Genomic DNA, 18355 nt, shown 5'->3' on the forward strand with positions numbered 1-18355 from the left:
GCAGAAGACGGCGACGACGTTCGACGTGTCACTGTGGGGCTTCTTCCTCCCACTCCAGGTCGGTGCGAGCGTCGTTCTCGTCGAGCGAATACTGGTCGATCATCCACGCCATCTCGTTGACGATCGCGCGGTGCGGCACCGCGACGCCCTTGGGTCGCCCGGTCGACCCGGACGTGAAGATGACGTAGGCGGTGTTCTCCGGGCGTACCGGTGCCAGTCGGTCGGCGTCGGCCACGGCGTCTGCCGGGTAGGACGCTAGATCGAGGGTGTCCAGTTCGAGAATCGGGAACCGTTCCGGCAGTCCCGTCCGATCGTGGCTGGTCGAGAGAACGGCGACCGGCACCGCGGTGTCGAGGATGTACTCGATGCGCTCGGCCGGGTGGTCCGGATCGATGGGTACGTATGCGCCGCCGGCTTCGAGGACGGCGTACATGCCGACCATCAGGTCGATGCCTCGCCTCATGCCGAGAGCGACGAGCGACTGCGGGCCGACGCCGAGCGAAATCAGGTGTCGGGCAAGACGGTTGACCCGCTCCGAGAACTCGGCGTAGGTCACTGCGGTGCCCTCGTACAGCACGGCCGTGGCGTCCGGGTTCGCCGCAACCCGAGCCCGGAACGGCGCGGTCAGCATGATGCCGGCGTCGACCTCGTGTGCGGTGTCGTTCCAGGTGTCGATCACACGGGTTCGTTCTTCCGAGCCGAGCAGATCGATATCGCCGACCGCCGTCGTGGTGTCGGAGACGAAGGTTTCGAGAACACCGACGAGCCGGGACAGGATGGACTCGACGTACGCAGCGTCGAACAGATCGCTGATGTACTTGAGCGTGAACGAGATTCGATCCTCGGCCACGACCAACAACGTCAGTGGGTAGTGAGTGTTGTCGTTCGAGCTCACCGACTCGACGGTCATTCCGTCGATCGCTGCCGCCTGCTGCGTCAGCTCGGCTTCGTCCACCGGGTAGGACTCGAAGATGGTGAGGGTGTCGAACAGATTCCCCATTCCGATCGCCCGTTGGATGTCGACGAGTCCCATGTGATGGTGGTCGAGCAGGTCTGCTTGTTCTCCCTGAATCCGGACCAGGTAGTTCTCGACAGTGTCGGCCGGATCGAATCGAACGCGCACCGGGATGGTGTTGATGAACAGGCCGATCATCGACTCGACGCCTGGAAGAGCAGCGGGACGGCCGGAGACCGTGGCACCGAACACGACATCGGTACGGCCGGTGATGTGTGCGATCAGCAGGCCGTAGGCCGCCTGCACCAGCGTGTTGACCGTGACGCCGAGCCTGCCACCGAGCGCCACGAGCGACGCGGTGGTCTCGGGATCGACATATCGCTCCGTCTCTGCCGAGCGGGCGGAGATCTCACGTCCGACACTCGGCGGCGCGACGAACGTCGGCTCCTCGACTCCGGCCAACGCGGTGGTCCACGCACCGAGAGACACGGCCGGGTCCTGTCGGTTCAGCCATGCCAGGTAGGAGCGATACGAGCGAACCCTCGGCATCGACGAGGTGGAACCACGAGCGGCGTACAGGTACAACAGTTCCTTCATCACCAGCGGCAACGACCACCCGTCGAGCAACACGTGATGGTTGGTCATCGCGAGCTTGTACGTAGTCGGCGTGATCCTGACGAGCAGGAACCGCAGCAGGGGTGCCGTGGAGACGTCGAAGTGCCGTCGCTGATCCGCGGCCAGTGCGTCGGCGACGGCAGCGTCGCGTTCGAGCCCGTCGAGATGAGACAGATCGATCGTTTTCCACGGGAGCCGAACGTTCTGCTGAACGATCTGCACCGTCTCGCCGTCCGCGGTCGCGGTGAACGAGGTACGCAGATTGTCGTACCGGTCCAGCAGCGTCTGGGCAGCGTGATGCAACCGTTCGGCGTCCACCTCGCCGGCCAGGTCGAGTACGACCTGCATGGTGTAGACGTCGATCGACGCATCGGCGAACAACGCGTGGAACAGCAGTCCTTGCTGCAACGGTGACAGCGACCAGATGTCGGTCAGCTGTGGGTAACGCGCCTCGAACGACGCGATGTCGGCCTGCGACAGCGCCACCAGAGGCACGTCCGACGGGGTCAGGCCGCCCGAGCCGGGTGCCTCGGCGTACGCGGCCAGCGCCGACAACGCCTCGGACCACAGCCCGGCGAGACGCTCGACCGTGTCCGCAGACACGGCTCCGGTCGGGAACGCGAAGCCGGCGCTCAGGACCCCGCCCTCGTCGGTGTCGAGCACGATCGCGTTGATGTCGACGGTCTTGTTCGCGGCCATGTCGGCGTCACCGGGTGCAGAAAGGTCACCGTCGGCGGCCGGCAACCAGCCGAGCGACTTCATCTCGTCCGGGACCTCGCCGGCGTCGACCCGGCCCAGGTAGTTGAAGCTGATCTGGCCGGTGCCGAGTTCGGCCAGTTCCGCAGCGGTCTCCGAGTTCAGGTAGCGGAGCAGTCCCCAGCCCATGCCTCGATCGGGCAGCGCCAGCATCTGCTCCTTGACTGCCTTGACTGCGTCTCCGAGCTGCGACCCTCCCGCGAACGCAGCATCGACGTCGATTCCGGTCAGGTCGAGGCGAACGGGGAACATGCTGGTCAGCCAGCCGACGGTCCGTCCCAGATCAGCTCCGGGAACCACCGCTTCCTCGCGGCCGTGGCCTTCGAGCTGCACCAGTGTTGCCGGTGCAGTGATGCCGCGCTCGGACCGCAGTCTCGTGACGGCCAAGGCGAGCCCGGCCAGCAACCCGTCGCCCACTCCGCCGCGGAAGATCTCCGGAACGGTGGTCAGCAAGGTGCGCGTGACGTCGGGTGTCAGTTCGATGTTCACCCGTTCGAGCGTCGCCACGACATCGACCGCGGGATCGAAGGGGCGGTTGCCCAGCACGGGGTCCTCGGTGTCGGCGATCGAACGCCACAGCGGCAATTCGGCCAGCCGCGCCTCGCTCGCTGCCGCGTCGACCAGTGCATGGGTCCAACGCCGCATCGAGGTCCCGACCTCGGGGAGGGTCGGGGTCACTCCCCCGGACACCTGAGCCCAGGCGGAGACGAAGTCGGGGACCAGGATTCGCCACGACACTCCGTCGATCACGAGGTGGTGCGCCGCCACGGTCAGCGTGCCCGGCACCTCGGGTCCTCGGTCGACCCAGACGAGGGCGAGCATGCGCCCGGCCGTGGGGTCGAGCGTTCCCACCGCATCGTCGAATACTGTTGCAGCCGAATCGGTATCGGCGCGGGTGAGCAACGCATCCACATCGACGGCTCCGGTGCCCGCAACCTCGAGGCCCCAGCCGCGGTCGTCGTGCACCAGGGTCGACCGCAGCACGTCGTGTCGATCGACCACTGCGGTCACCGTGGCGAGAATTCCGGCTCGGTCGATGCCGATCGGCAACTCCAAGGTCACGGCCTGGTGGAAGCGTGACCACCCGCCGCCGCGTTCGATCATCGCCACACCGAACGGGGGTAGCGGCAGCCAACCGACACCGCCGCCGTCGAGTTCCTCGAGCACGACCGCGTCGCTGCCCTCACCGACGATCACGGCGACCTCGGCGAGACCGGCAACGGTCTTGCGCTCGAACACATCTCGCGGCCCGAACTGAATTCCCCTGGCCTTGGCGCGAGAGACGAGCTGAATCGAGACGATGCTGTCGCCGCCGAGCGCGAAGAACGAATCGTCGACCCCGACGGCGTCGAGGCCGAGGACGTCTGCGAAGACCTCGGCAATGATGCGTTCGGTGTCGGTTGTCGCGGTACGGAATTCGGCATCGCTGCCGAATTCCGGTTCGGGTAGTGCTCTGCGGTCCAGCTTGCCGTTCGGCCCGAGTGGCAGGGCATCGAGCACGATGAGCCCGGCCGGAACCATGTATTCGGGAACAAGGTTCGCAACCGAGGCGGTGACCGCTGTGGAGTCGATAGTCTCCCCGACGACAGGAACGACGTAGCCGACCAGTAGTTCACCTGCCGACGGCGTCCGGCGCACGAGAACGACGGCTTGGTCGACCGACGGATCTGCAGTCAACGCGGCTTCGATTTCGCCGAGCTCGATCCGCAGGCCTCGGAGTTTGACCTGGAAGTCGGTGCGGCCGAGGTACTCGAGTTCACCGTCGCGCCTCCAGCGCACCAGGTCTCCGGTGCGATACATCCGCGAGCCGGCACTGCCGTGCGGGTCGGCGACGAACCGGTCGGCGGTCAGGTCCGGGCGGCCGAGGTATCCGCGGGCCAGTTGACGCCCGGCGAGATACAGCTCCCCGGGCACCCCGACGGGAACGGGGTGCAGTCGCGCGTCGAGCACGGTCACCCTCGTGTTCCACACCGGTGCGCCGATGGGAACCGACACGGTGTCCGACGGCAGGACATGGTGATAGGTGACGTCGACAGCGGCCTCGGTCGGGCCGTACAGGTTGTGCAGCTCGGTTGCGGGCAGAGCAGTGCGCAGGGCCGAGGCAACCGATGCAGGCAATGCCTCACCGGAGGCGAACACCGCACGCAGGCCGGTGCAGTTCGACACACCGTCCGCAGCGGCGAACACGGCCAGCAACGACGGCACGAAGTGCGCGACCGTGACGCCGCGTTCGGCGACGGTGCTCACCAGATATGCCGGATCTCGGTGGCCGTCGGGCACCGCGATGACGAGTTCGGCACCGATCTGCAACGGCCAGAACAGCTCCCACACCGACACGTCGAACGTGACCGGCGTCTTCTGCAACACCTTGTCCTGCTCGGTCAGACGGTATTCGGCCTGCATCCACAGCAGACGGTTGACGATGGCCTCGTGGCTGACCGCAACGCCTTTGGGGCGACCGGTGGAGCCGGAGGTGAAGATGACGTACGCGGTGTCCGCCGGTCGCAGCGGTGCGGTTCGCTCGGCATCGGTCACCGGTGCCGTGGACAGACCTGTCGTGTCGACGGTGTCGACCAGGATTCTGGCGGCGTCGGTCACGAGATCTGTACCGTCGCGCTCGGTCGTGAGCAGCACCACCGGTGCCGCCGTGTCCAGGATGTAGCCGATTCGTTCGGCCGGTAGATCCGGGTCGACCGGAACGTAGGCACCACCGGCGGCGAGCACTGCGTAGATACCCGTCAGCATGTCGATGGAGCGGCGCATGGCCGTCGCCACCACGGTTTCCGGGCCGACTCCCTCGGCGATGAGCAGACGCGCGAGCGCGTTGACCCGTTCGGAGAATTCGCGGTACGTCACCCGATCGTCGAGGAAGCTCGTGGCGGTGTTGTCCGGGGACTCGACAACTCGGGTCTCGAACAGCGACACCAGAGTTGCGCCGGGATCCACCTCGTGCGCGGTGGCGTTCCAATCCTCGAGGACGCGGGTACGTTCGCCATCCTCGAGGATGTCGATGTCGCCGACGACCCCGTCCGGTGTGTCGGTCAGCGCGTGCAGTACCCGGACGAGCCGTCGCCCGAGGGAGGCCATGCTGGATTCTTCGAATAGATCTGTGGCGTAGTCGAACTGCACGTCGATTCCGGCGGGAGCACCGCGGTCGTCCGTGTTCTCCCAGAGCGTCACCTGCAGGTCGAATTTCGCGAACGCGCTACCCAGATCTATGCCCTCGACACTCAACCCCGGCAGGGCCAACGTCTGGCGGTTCAGGTTCTGGAACGTCAGCATGACCTGGAAGATCGGGTGGCGAGCCTGTGAGCGGTCCGGGGCCAGCTCGTCGACGAGCCGCTCGAACGGCACGTCGGCGTGCCCGAAGGCTCCCAGGTCGACCTCGCGAACTGCGGCGAGTTGCTCGCGCAACGTTGCCGCGGGGTGCACCGCGGTACGCAGGGCGAGCGTGTTGACGAACATGCCGACGAGCTCGTCCAGATCGGCGTCACCGCGGCCGGCGACCGGGGTCCCGATCGTCACGTCGTCGGTACCCGCCATCGCGCCGAGGAGCACCGCCAGCGCGGTGTGGACCACCATGAAGTTCGTGGCGTTGTTGGCGCGGGCAGCGCGAGCGATGTTCGACTGCAGAGCCTCGTCGATCGAGAAGTTGTATGCCGCACCGCGATACGACGCCACCGCCGGACGCGGCCGGTCGGTCGCGAGATCGAGCTGTGCCGGGGCACCGGCCAGAGCCGTCGTCCAGTAGGCGAGCTGCTTCGCCAACGGCGAATCGGGGTCGTCCTCGGAACCGAGTACCTCGCGTTGCCACAACGCGTAGTCCGCGTACTGCACCGGGAGTGGTGCCCACTGCGGGTTCTCCCCCGCGGCACGGGCGGTGTAGGCCACCATGACGTCGCGCGTCAGGGGTCCCATCGAGAACCCGTCCGCGGCGATGTGATGGGCGACGAAGGCCAGTACGTGCTCGGTCTCGCTGACCCGCAGGATCCGGATTCGGACCGGAACAGCTCGGGTCACGTCGAATCCCGCGGACACGAAGTCGCGCAGGGCCTGCTCGATCGAACTCTCGTCGACGTCGTCGACGACAACCGTCACGCCGGCCTCCGCGGTACCGAGTACCACCTGATGGCCTCGTCCGTCGACCTCCGGGTACACGGTGCGCAGAATTTCGTGCCTCGCCAGCACGTCGTGCACGGCGTTGGTGAGTGCATCGACATCGATGCTGCCGGACAACCGAATTGCGACCGGGATGTTGTTCACGGCGGAGGTCGGATCGAATTGGCTCAGGAACCACATGCGCTGCTGAGCCATCGACAGCGGCACCGAGTCCGGTCGTGTTCGAGCCGTCAGTGCCCGGCGCGCACCGGTACCCACCTCGGACTCGATCGCACGTGCGAGCGACTGCACCGTCGGAGACTCGAAGATCGAGCGGACAGGCACCTGAGTATCGAGCGCCGCCCCCAGCCGGGAGACCACCTGAGTGGCGATGAGCGAGTTACCGCCGAGCGCGAAGAAGTCGTCGTCCAGACCCACGCGCTCGACAGCGAGCACCTCGGCGAAGACCGCCGCGACGGCCTCTTCCACCGGATTGGTCGGCGCGCGGAATTCGGCTGTCTCGAACTGCGGTTCGGGGAGCGCCTGTCGATCCAGCTTTCCGTTGACGCCGCGAGGAAGAGCCTCGAGCACGACGAAGGCCGCCGGGATCATGTACGACGGCAGACGTTCGGCGAGTGCACGACGGATGCCGTCCTGATCCAGCGTCACCCCATCGGCGGGCACGAGGTAGGCCACGAGCCGCGCGCCTGATCCCGTGTCCGCGAGAGCGATCACGGCGACGTCGCGAATCTCGTCGAGCGATCCGAGAGCGGCATCGATGTCGCCGAGCTCGATACGGAAACCGCGAATCTTCACCTGGAAGTCGGTGCGCCCGACGTACTCCAATTCGCCGTCGGCGCGCCAGGATACGAGGTCACCGGTGCGGTACAGACGGCCGCCGGGGGTGAACGGGTCCGCGACGAATCGCTCGGCGCTCAGATCCGGCCGCGCGAAGTACCCGTCGGCCAGCTGCGCACCCGCGAGGTAGAGCTCACCTGCGACGCCGACCGGAACGGGAGCCAGACGCGAATCCAGAACGTAGACACGGGTGTTCCACTCCGGGCCACCGATCGGAACCGTGGTGCCGTCGACGGTCGTCACCCGATGCGAAGTCACCGAGACCGCGGCCTCGGTCGGGCCGTACAAGTTGTCCAGTCGCGCAGCAGAACTGCGCAGCGCGCGCTCGGCCGTGGCGACCGGCAGCGCTTCGCCGATCGCCAGGATCCGCGTCAGGTGTTCGGGCAGGGTGCCCGCCGACGCCGTGACCAGCGCGTCGAGCACGGACGGCACGGTGTGCAGTGTCGTCACCGATTCCCGGTTCATCAGATCGACGAGGTAGGCGGGATCGCGGTGGCCCTCGGCGTCGGCCACGACGATCGCACCACCGGAGACGGTGGCGACCCAGAACTCCCACACGGACAGGTCGAAGGTGGCCGCGGTCTTGAGCAGCACTCGGTCGGTGCTGCCCAGTCCGTAATGGGCGCTCTGCCACAGCAATTGGTTGACGATGGCGGCATGACTCACCGCGACACCCTTGGGGCGGCCGGTGGATCCGGACGTGAAGATGACGTACGCGGTGTTCGCAGGCCGCAGCGGCGAGGTGCGCTCACTGTCGGTGACGGGCGCGTCCGAGACCTCTGCGTCGAGCACTCGCGGATCGGTGTCGACCAACAGCACCGGAACCGAGTCGACATCGACACCGTCCCGCGCAGTACTCAGGACCAGAGCGGGAGCAGCTACCTCCAGGATGTAGGCATTGCGGTCCGCCGGCTGATCCGGATCGATGGGCACGTACGCCCCACCCGCCTTGGCGACGGCATACATCGCGACGAGCAGATCCAGCGAGCGCCTGATCGCCAGAGCAACCGTCACCTGCGGGCCGACACCGGCACCGATGAGGACGCGGGCCAACCGGTTGATTCGACGATCGAACTCGCCGTACGACAGTGACTGCCCGGCATGGACCACCGCGACCGCGTCGGGCTGCGCCTGCACCTGTCGATCGAACAGCGATACCAGCGTCTGCGACGCATCGACATCGTGATCGGTGTCGTTCCACGTGCGGACGATCCGGGTGCGTTCCTCGGGCGAGAGCAGCTCCAGATCGCCGACGACGGCCGACGGGTCCTCGGCCACGGCGGCGAGGAGGCGAACGAACCGGTCGGCAAAACCTTCGATCGTGGCGCGATCGAAAAGATCGGTGGCGTAACTGAATTCGGCCGACAGTTCCGCGGGCGAGCCGTCCGGGGCGTAGCGATCCGAGATCGACAGTTGCAGATCGGTTTTCGCAGTCACCGCATCCGCCTCGACGGCACTCACCGTCAGACCCGGCAGCTCGAACGTCGACTCGGCAAGGTTCTGGAAGGACAGGCCTACCTGGAACAACGGGTTGCGTGCCGTCGACCGCACCGGGTTCAGCACCTCCACGAGACGCTCGAACGGAACGTCGGAGTGCGCGAACGCGGCCAGGTCCCGCTCTCGGGCCTGAGCGAGCAACTGGCGGAAGGTCATCGACGATTCGACCGACGACCGGAAGACCAGGGTGTTGACGAACATACCGATCATCGAGTCCAGAGCCCGCTCGCCGCGGCCGGCGATGGGCGTTCCGACCGCGATGTCCTCGGAACCGGACAGGCGTGCGAGCAACACCGCGAATGCCGAGTGCACCACCATGAACAACGTTGCCTGCTCGGTACGTCCGAGTTCGGCGAGAGCAGCGTGCGTGCCGGCGTCGACGGTGAACCGCACGGCATCGCCACGGAAACTCTGCGCAGGCGGGCGCGGGCGATCGGTGGGCAGCACCAGCTGATCCGGCAGCTCGGCGAGCGTATCCTTCCAGAACGACACCTGCTGCGCTGCAACCGAATCGGGATCCGATTCGGTGCCGAGTACGGTTCGCTGCCACAGCGCGAAGTCGACGTACTGCACCTCGAGTGGCTCCCAGTCCGGAGCCGTCCCTGCAGATCTCCCGGTGTATGCGGTCATGACGTCGACGGCCAGCGGGCCCATCGACGCGCCGTCGGCCGACACGTGGTGGACGACGAAGGCCAGGACGTGCTCGTTCTCGTCGACGCGGAACACGCGCGCGTCGACCGGCACCTCGACGGTGACGTCGAAGCCCCGCGCAAAGAATTCGGTCACGGCGGCAACGACGTTTACACCGGCCACGTCTCGGACGGCGAGGTCCATCGGTACCTCGGACGCCGGCAACACCTGCTGGAACGGGCCCTGTGCCGAGTCCGGGTACCGGGTACGAAGAGACTCGTGCCGCTCGACGACATCGCGCACCGCCGACTGCAGCGCAGCGACGTCGAGCTCACCCGACAACCGCACGGCGAACGGAATGTTGTCCACCGACGACGTCGTGTCGAACTGGTTGAGGAACCAGTACCGCTGCTGCGCAGGCGAGAGCGGCGGGTGTTCGGGACGCGGACCCGCCACGAGTGCAGCTCGCCCGCCCGAACCGACAGCGCTCTCCACGTGCGCCACCAGTGCGGCCACGGTCGAGCTCTCGAACAGCGCCCGCACCGGGACCACCGTGTCCAGGGCCGCGCCGAGCCGCGAGACCACCTGGGTGGCGATCAACGAGTTACCGCCCAGGGCGAAGAAGTCGTCGTCCAGTCCCACTCGCTCGAGGTGCAGGACGTCGGCGAACACTCCGGCGACGATCTCTTCGACCGCGGTGGTGGGTGCGCGGAATTCCCGGGCCTCGAACACGGGTGCGGGAAGCGCGGCGCGATCCAACTTGCCCACCGGGGTCAGTGGAACGGTGTCGAGAACGATGATCGACGACGGGATCATGTAGGCGGGCAATGATTTTCCGACGAAGGCGGTCAGCTCGTCGACGTCGACGACGGAACCACGCGTCGGCAACACGTAGGACACGAGGGTGGTGACACCCGAGGGCAGTTCGTGTCCGAGTGTGACGGCGAAGTCGACCTCGGGAACAGCGGTGAGCGCGGAGTCGATCTCGCCGAGCTCGATACGGAACCCGCGCACCTTGACCTGGAAGTCGGTGCGGCCGACGAACTGCAGCTGCAGGTCGTCCGTCCATCGCACGACGTCGCCGGTGCGGTACATCCGTGCGCCGTCGATACCGTACGGATTGGCCACAAAGCGCTCGGAGGACAGACTCGGCCTACCGAGATAGCCGCGAGCGAGCGCACCGCCCGACAGATACAGGTCACCCGCGACACCGGTCGGAACCGGTTCGAGCCTGGAATCGAGGATGAGCACGGACATGCCGTGAATCGGTCGACCGATGGTGATCGGCTCGCCGGGCGTCAACTCGGCGAAGCTGGAGATGATCGTGGTCTCGGTCGGTCCGTACCCGTTGAAGTACTTCCGGTCCCCTGCCCAGCGGGCGAGCAATTCGGGAGTGGTCACGTCGCCGCCCACCGAGAGCACCTCGAGCGAATCGATCCCGTGGGGATCCATCGTGCCGAGCACCGCGGGCGTGATGATCGTGTGAGTGACCCTCTCCGCCTTCAACAATTCGGCCAGTTCGGTGCCGCCGAGAATCGATGCGGGTACCACTACCAACGTCGCGCCGACGGAGAACGCCGCCATCCACTCCAGAACCGACGGATCGAAGTTCGGCGAGCAGACGTGGAGGAACCGCGAGGCCGGTTTCAGGTGATAGAGATCGGTTGCTGCGTCGAGGACGCCGCCGAGTCCGGCGTGCGTGACGACAACGCCCTTCGGCTTGCCCGTCGAGCCCGAGGTGTAGATGACGTAGGCGGGGTTCTGGAACGTGACGGGTCGCAGGCGGTCGGCGTCGGTGACCGGGTCGGCAGAGCGGGTGCGGACCTCGGCCACGCACTCGTCGTCGTCGACGCTCAGCCAGGTCAGGTCCTGCTGTCCGCCGGCGAGCCGATCCGAGTGTGCCCGGGTGGTCAGGCCCAGTAGGGCCTCGGAGTCCGAGACCATGTGGGCGACGCGATCCTGCGGATACGTCGGGTCGACGGGTAGGTGCGCGGCCCCCGATTTCGCCACTGCCCAGACCGCGAGCACCATGAAGTAGGAGCGTTGGAATCCCAGAGCCACAACGGATTCGGGGCCGGCCCCGCGCTCGATGAGCACCCGGGCGAGCTGCGAGGACGTCGCATCGAGTTCGGCGTACGAGATCGAGCGGCCCTCGTAGCGAATCGCGGTCGCCGACGGGTCGAGTGCGGCTCCGGCAGCGAAGATCTCGGCCAGAGTGCCGCCGGCCAACACGTCGTCACCGTGGACGTGGGTGAGCCGGTCGTATTCGTCGTCGTAGAGGATGGACAGATCGCCCACCGGGGTGTTCGGTGTCGCCACGATCGCTTCGAGCAGCCAGCGGAAACGTCGCGAGAACACCTCGATCGTGTTGTCGTCGAACAGGTCTCGCGCGTAGAGGAAACCGGCGGACAGACCGGTGCCGTCGGACTTCTCGTGCAGCGTCAGCGACAGGTCGAACTTGGCGGTGTCGACCTCGACGTCGACCGCCGAGACCGTCAGATCGGGAAGATGGAATTCGCTCGGCGGCAGGTTCTCGAACGCGATCGCTACCTGGAACAGCGGGTGCCTGGCCGTCGTTCGCTCGGGTTCGAGCAGATCGACGAGCCGCTCGAAGGGGATGTCCGCGTGTGCGAATGCATCGAGGTCGACGTCCCGGACGTGGCCGAGGAGGTCGGTGAATCCCTTGCTTCGATCGACCGAGGTGCGGAGCACCAGGGTGTTGACGAACATGCCGATGACGTCGTCCAGGACGGCCTCGCCGCGGCCTGCGACGGCGGTACCCACCGCAACGTCGTCCGAGGTGGACATGCGAGCCAGGAACAACGCGAGTGCACCGTGGAGCACCATGAACAGGGTGGTTCCGGTCGACCGGGCCAGATCGTCGAGCGAGGCACGCAGATCCGCATCGATGTCGAACTGGAACCGCCCGCCCGAGTACGACTGCACCGCAGGACGCGGCCGGTCGTACGGCAGGGTCAGCTCACTGGGCAGGTCCGCCAGGGCCGAACGCCAGTAGTCCGCCTGTGCTGCCATCAGGCTGCTCGGATCCGCGTCGTCGCCGAGCACGGCGCGCTGCCACAGCGCGAAGTCGGCGTACTGCACCGCCAGCGGCGTCCACTGCGGAGCGTCGCCGGCCACACGAGCGAGGTAAGCCGTCATCACGTCGCGGGTGAGCGGTCCCATGGACCACCCGTCTGCGCTGATGTGATGAACCACGACGACCAGCACGTACTCGTCGTCGGTGACCTGGAACAGTTTCGCGCGCAGGGGAATCGACCGGGTGACGTCGAATCCTTCGGAGGCGAATGCGATCAGGTCGGCCACCGCACCGTCGGCGGACGGTGTGGTGGGCGTCAGGTCCGGTGCCACCGATTCGGCAGGCAGGATCACCTGATGCCCCGCTCCGTCCACACTCGGGTAGACGGTGCGGAGTGCCTCGTGCCGATCGAGAACGTCGACGACCGCTGCGTTCAGGGCCGCAGTGTCGAGTGCTCCGGTCAGCCGGATCGCCACGGGGATGTTGTTGACCGCCGATTCGGGCTCGAATCGGTTGAGGAACCACATCCGCTGCTGGGCGAGAGAGAGCGGAATTCGTTCGGGGCGTTCCTGCGGCACCAGAGGCGCGGAGACTCCGTGGCCGACGTGACTTTCCAACGCAGCAGCCAAGGCTGCCACTGTGCCTGCCTCGAACATCGTTCGGACGGGCACCGTCGTGCCCAGCTCGGCACCGAGTCGTGCGGCGACCTGAGTGGCGACGAGCGAATTGCCGCCGAGCGCGAAGAAGTCGTCGTCCACACCGACTCGGTCGAGTCCGAGGACCGCGCCGAACACGTTCGCGACGATCTCTTCGACCGGATCGGACGGTGCTCGGTAGGGCGTTGCCTCGAATTCCGGATCGGGCAGCGCTTTTCGATCGAGCTTGCCACTTCCGCCGAGCGGGAACTCGGCCAATTCCACGACGGTGGTCGGCACCATGTACTCGGCCAGACGTCCACGTAGCGCGGTGCGTACCCGGTCCACATCGACCGGGCCTTCGGTGGGGACGACGTAGGCAACCAGTTGTTCCCGTCGCACGAGCACCACGGCCTGAGCGATCTCGGGAAGATCCAACAGAGCCGATTCGATTTCGCCGAGTTCGATACGGAGACCACGCAACTTCACCTGGAAGTCGGACCGCCCCACGTACTCCAACTCACCGGCAGGCAGCCACCGCACCACGTCGCCGGTTCGGTACATCCGCGCTCCGTCGACCGCGAACGGATCGGCAACGAAGCGATCCGCGGTCAGATCGGGTCGGCTCACGTATCCCCTGGCGAGCTGGACACCCGAGAGATAGAGCTCTCCCGACACCCCGACCGGAACCGGCCGCAACGACGAATCCAGAACGCGCACATCGGTGTTCCACACCGGTGAACCGATCGGCACCACGGCTGTATCCGCGTCGGAGACCGCGTGATAGGTCACGTCGACAGCAGCTTCGGTCGGGCCGTACAGGTTGTGCACCGACACCTGTGGGAGTGCGCGGCGCAGCGAATGTGCAGTAGCAGGCGCAAGCGCCTCCCCCGAGGCGAACACCGTACGCAGCGACGCTCCCGCGTCGGGCCGACGCAACGCCTCCGGCGTGAACACCGACATCATCGACGGCACGAAGTGCACTACCGAAACACGTTCGCGTGCAATGACATCGAGCAGGTACGACGGATCCCGATGACCCTCGGGAACCGCGACGACCACCGATGCGCCGACCTGGAAGGCCCAGAAGAACTCCCACACCGACACGTCGAACGTAGCCGGTGTCTTCTGCAACACCACGTCCTGCGGACCGAGGGGGTACTCGTGCTGCATCCACGACAACCGGTTGACGATCGCCGCGTGCGATACGCCGACGCCCTTCGGCCGACCCGTCGAACCCGAGGTGAAGATGACGTATGCGAGGTTCTCCGCCCGCAGCGGTGCCGTCCGCTCCGCATCGGTCACCGGCGCCGACGAGAATTCCGACACGTCCACGGTATCGATGTCCACCGTCTCCACGCCGGGGAACTCGACGTGATCTCGGGTGCTCGAGAGCACCCGTACCGGCGAGGCCGTGCTCACGATGTACTCGTTGCGCTCCGACGGCTGAGCCGGATCGATGGGTACGTACGCAGCACCGGCCTTGACGATCGCGTACATACCGACGAACAACTCGATACTGCGGCCGACTGCGAGGCCGACCGTCGAATCGGTCCCGACACCCACCGACAACAGGTACCGCGCCAGGCGGTTCGCGCGCGCATCGAGCTCGGCGTACGTCAGCCGAACGTCCTCGAACACCAGGGCCTGCGCGTCGGGGGTCTGCTCGACGCGACCATCGAACTGCCCCACCAACGTTGTTCCGCTGGTGATCTCGTGCGCCGGTCCCGAACCGAACGTCAGCACCGACTCCCGCTCGACCGAGTCGAGCAGGTCGATCTCTCCGACGGCTGCGGCGGGCGCTGCGGTGATCGCACGAAGAACCCGAACGAACCGCTCTCCGAATCGAGCCATCGTCGATTTGTCGAAGAGGTCCGCAGCATAGGTCAGGGCGACGGTCAGGCCCGCGGGCTCGGAGCCGGCCGGTGCCGAATCCCACAGCGTCACTTGCAGATCGAACTTCGCCAGGTCTGCCTCGTAGTCGACCGCTGCGATGGTCAGGCCGGGGAGCTCGACCGAGGTTCGATCCAGGTTCTGGAACGTCAACATGACCTGGAACAGCGGGTGGCGTGCCTGCGAGCGCGCCGGGGCCAACACGTCCACCAGACGCTCGAAGGGCACGTCGGCGTGCGAGAACGCAGCGAGGTCCACCTCCCGGATCTCGCGCAGCAGATCGTCGAACGACGTCCGTGAATCGACTTCGGTGCGCAGCACCAGTGTGTTGACGAACATGCCGACCACGTCGTCGAGGGCCGCGTCTCCACGGCCGGCGACCGGCGTACCGATACTGATGTCGTCGGCGGCCGCGAGCTTGGCCAACAGCACGGCCAGCGCGGCGTGCACGACCATGAATGTCGTTGCGTTGTGGTCTCTTCCGAGCTTCTCCAGCGCGCGGACCAGTTCGGCGTCGATCTCGAACGTGTGCGTGCCGCCGTTGGTCGTGGCGACCGCCGGGCGGGGACGGTCGGTGGGTAGCTCCAACTGGTCGGGTGCGCCGCCGAGTCGGTGCCGCCAGTAGTTCTCCTGCGCCGAGATCAGAGAGTCGGGATCGTCCTCGCTGCCGAGGACGGCCCTCTGCCACAACGTGAAGTCGGCGTACTGCACCTCGAGCGGAGTCCACTGTGGTTGCTGCCCGTTGGTGCGCGCTACGTATGCGGCCACCACGTCTCGGGTCAGCGGGCCCATCGAGAATCCGTCGGCCGCGATGTGGTGCACCACGAACGCGAGCACGTGCTCGGTCTCGGCCGTCTCGAGAAGCACCGCCCGGAAGGGCAGCTGTACCGCCAGATCGAAGGGCCTGAGCGCGAACTGGAGCAGCACGGCGGGAACGTCGGCATCGGTTGCCGTCGCGCGCTCCAATTCCACTGCCACCGCATCGGATTCGAGTACTTGTTGGAAGCCGATGCCGTCGTGATCGGGGTAGACCGTCCGCAGCGACTCGTGCCGGTCCAACACGTCGATCAAGGCCGCCTGCAGGGCGGTGAAATCGAGTTCGCCGCTCAACGCGATGGCGACCGGGATGTTGTTGACAGCCGAGTCCGGCTCGAATCGGTTGAGGAACCACATCCGTTGCTGGGCCAGCGACAGCGGCACACGTTCGGGCCGCTGCTGCGCCACCAACGGAGGTCGCGCGTGCGTCGAGCCTGCGGCATCGACGGCCGCGGCGAGTTCGGCGACGGTCGGTGCGTCGAAGAACGACCGCACATCCACTGCTGTGCCCAGTTCCGCGTTGACTCGCGCGATCACGCGGGTGGCGTTGAGCGAGTTTCCGCCGAGAACGAAGAAGTCGTCGTCCACGCCGATACGGTCGATACCGAGAACGGTCTCGAAAATTGCCGCCAGAGCAGTTTCGGTGTCGGTGCCCGGGGCGCGATACTCGCGTACGAGCGAGGCGAAATCGGGTGCAGGCAGGGCCTTTCGGTCCAGTTTGCCGCTGGCGTTCAGCGGGAATTCGTCCAGCACGACGAACACCGACGGCACCATGTACTCGGGCATGCGCCGGCGCACCGCATCGGCCAGGCCGTCGTGATCGATATCGGGCTCGGTGCTCACGACATAGCCGACGAGCTGCTCGCCCAACTGCGCCTGCGAGTGGTCGGCGTGAACGAGTACTGCAGCCTGGGTCACCTGCGGCTCGGCGAGCAGCGCCTGCTCGATCTCGCCGAGTTCGATACGGAGGCCACGCAGTTTGACCTGGAAGTCGGTGCGGCCGATGTACTCGATCTGGCCGTCGGCGCGTCGGCGCACCAGGTCGCCGGTGCGGTACATCCGGTCCCCCGGCTCACCGAACGGGTCGGCGACGAATCGATCGGACGTCAGGTCCGTGCGTCCGAGGTATCCGCGAGCGAGCTGCACGCCCGCGAGATAGAGCTCTCCCTCGACTCCCCGGGGTGAGCGCCGCAGACCCTCGTCGAGCACGTAGAGGTCGGTGTCGTCGACGGCAGCGCCGATCGGTACCGAGCCGTCCTCCACCTGCTGGGTTCGGTAGTACGTGACGTCGACGGCTGCTTCGGTGGGACCGTACAGGTTGTGCAACTCGGCACCGGAGATCGCGTGGAACGCGTTGACGGTTCGCGCCGGCAGCGCCTCACCGGAGGCGAACACCATGCGAAGCGAATCGGCCTGTGCTGCGGTGGGTTCGGCAACGTAGACCGACAGCATCGACGGTACGAAGTGGGTCACCGTCACGCCGTGTTCAGCGATGACGCGGGCGAGATAGGCGGGGTCGCGGTGCCCGTCGGGCTCGGCGATCACCAGTGTCGCGCCGATCTGCAACGGCCAGAAGAACTCCCAGACCGACACGTCGAACGTGAACGGCGTCTTCTGCACGACGACGTCGGCCGGGGTCATCGTGTATTCCCGCTGCCGCCAGGAAATATTGGCGACGATCGCGCGGTGGCCCACCGCCACGCCCTTCGGCCGCCCGGTCGAACCGGACGTGAAGATGACGTACGCGAGGTCGTCTTCGCCGAGGGTGCCGAGCCGGTCCGCATCGGTGATGCGCCCTGCAGTCACGCCGGAGACGTCGACGGCATCGACGAGCAGAGTCTGCGTGCCGTCCGGCAACTGCGGCAGGTCCTCCGATGTCGTGAGCACCAGAACCGGTCGCGCGGTATCGAGGACGTAGGCGAGTCGATCCACCGGGTGCTCGGGGTCCAACGGAACGTAGGCACCACCGGCTGCCGAGATGGCGTACATACCCACCAGCAGATCGAACGAGCGGCGGATCGACAGCCCCACCGTCGAATCCGGGCCGACTCCCCGCTCGATCAGAACCCGGGCGAGGCGTTCGACCGACTCTGCGAACTCGGAATAGGACCGACTCTCGCCGCCGAACACGAGCGCGGGTGCGTCCGGTGTCCGCTCGGCCTGATCGGCGAACAGGGTGTAGAGGGTGGTTGCCTCGGGTTCGGCCGGGCTCGACGCCGAGTCGTCGTCACCGAGAACCGTCGCGGCATCGGAGACCACCGACGAGACCACGGCGTCGAGACCACCGTCGGTGGCCTCGATGAGGCCGGGAACGGTGTTGGACAGCACGACCGGGACCAGCGCGTCCGGGCCCAGAACCCCACCCATGGCCGTGTCGAGGGTGGTGATCTCCTCGTCCAACCGGGCGTAGGTCAACTCCGTGCCGAGGTGCGCGAGCGCCACGCGGTCCGGTTCGACCGCAGCGACGCTCCGAACCAAGCGCGGAAGGTCCTCGACCGTCAATGCTGCCTCGCGTCGACGTCCAACCGCCATCTAACTATTCCTCCTGATCGATCCACGTGCACA

Annotated in this window: 1 protein-coding gene; it reads right to left on the reverse strand. The window is 66.7% G+C overall.

The annotated features are described in order from the left end of the window. Positions 1-28: 28 nt before the first annotated feature. The gene (locus CH262_RS14240; protein WP_094717853.1) at positions 29-18322 is read right to left on the reverse strand and encodes a non-ribosomal peptide synthetase; all 18294 of its coding nucleotides are present in this window, start codon (positions 18320-18322) and stop codon (positions 29-31) included. Positions 18323-18355: the final 33 nt, after the last annotated feature.

The sequence above is a fragment of the Rhodococcus sp. 05-2255-1e genome, from assembly GCF_002259025.1.
Lineage (GTDB): Bacteria > Actinomycetota > Actinomycetes > Mycobacteriales > Mycobacteriaceae > Rhodococcoides > Rhodococcoides fascians.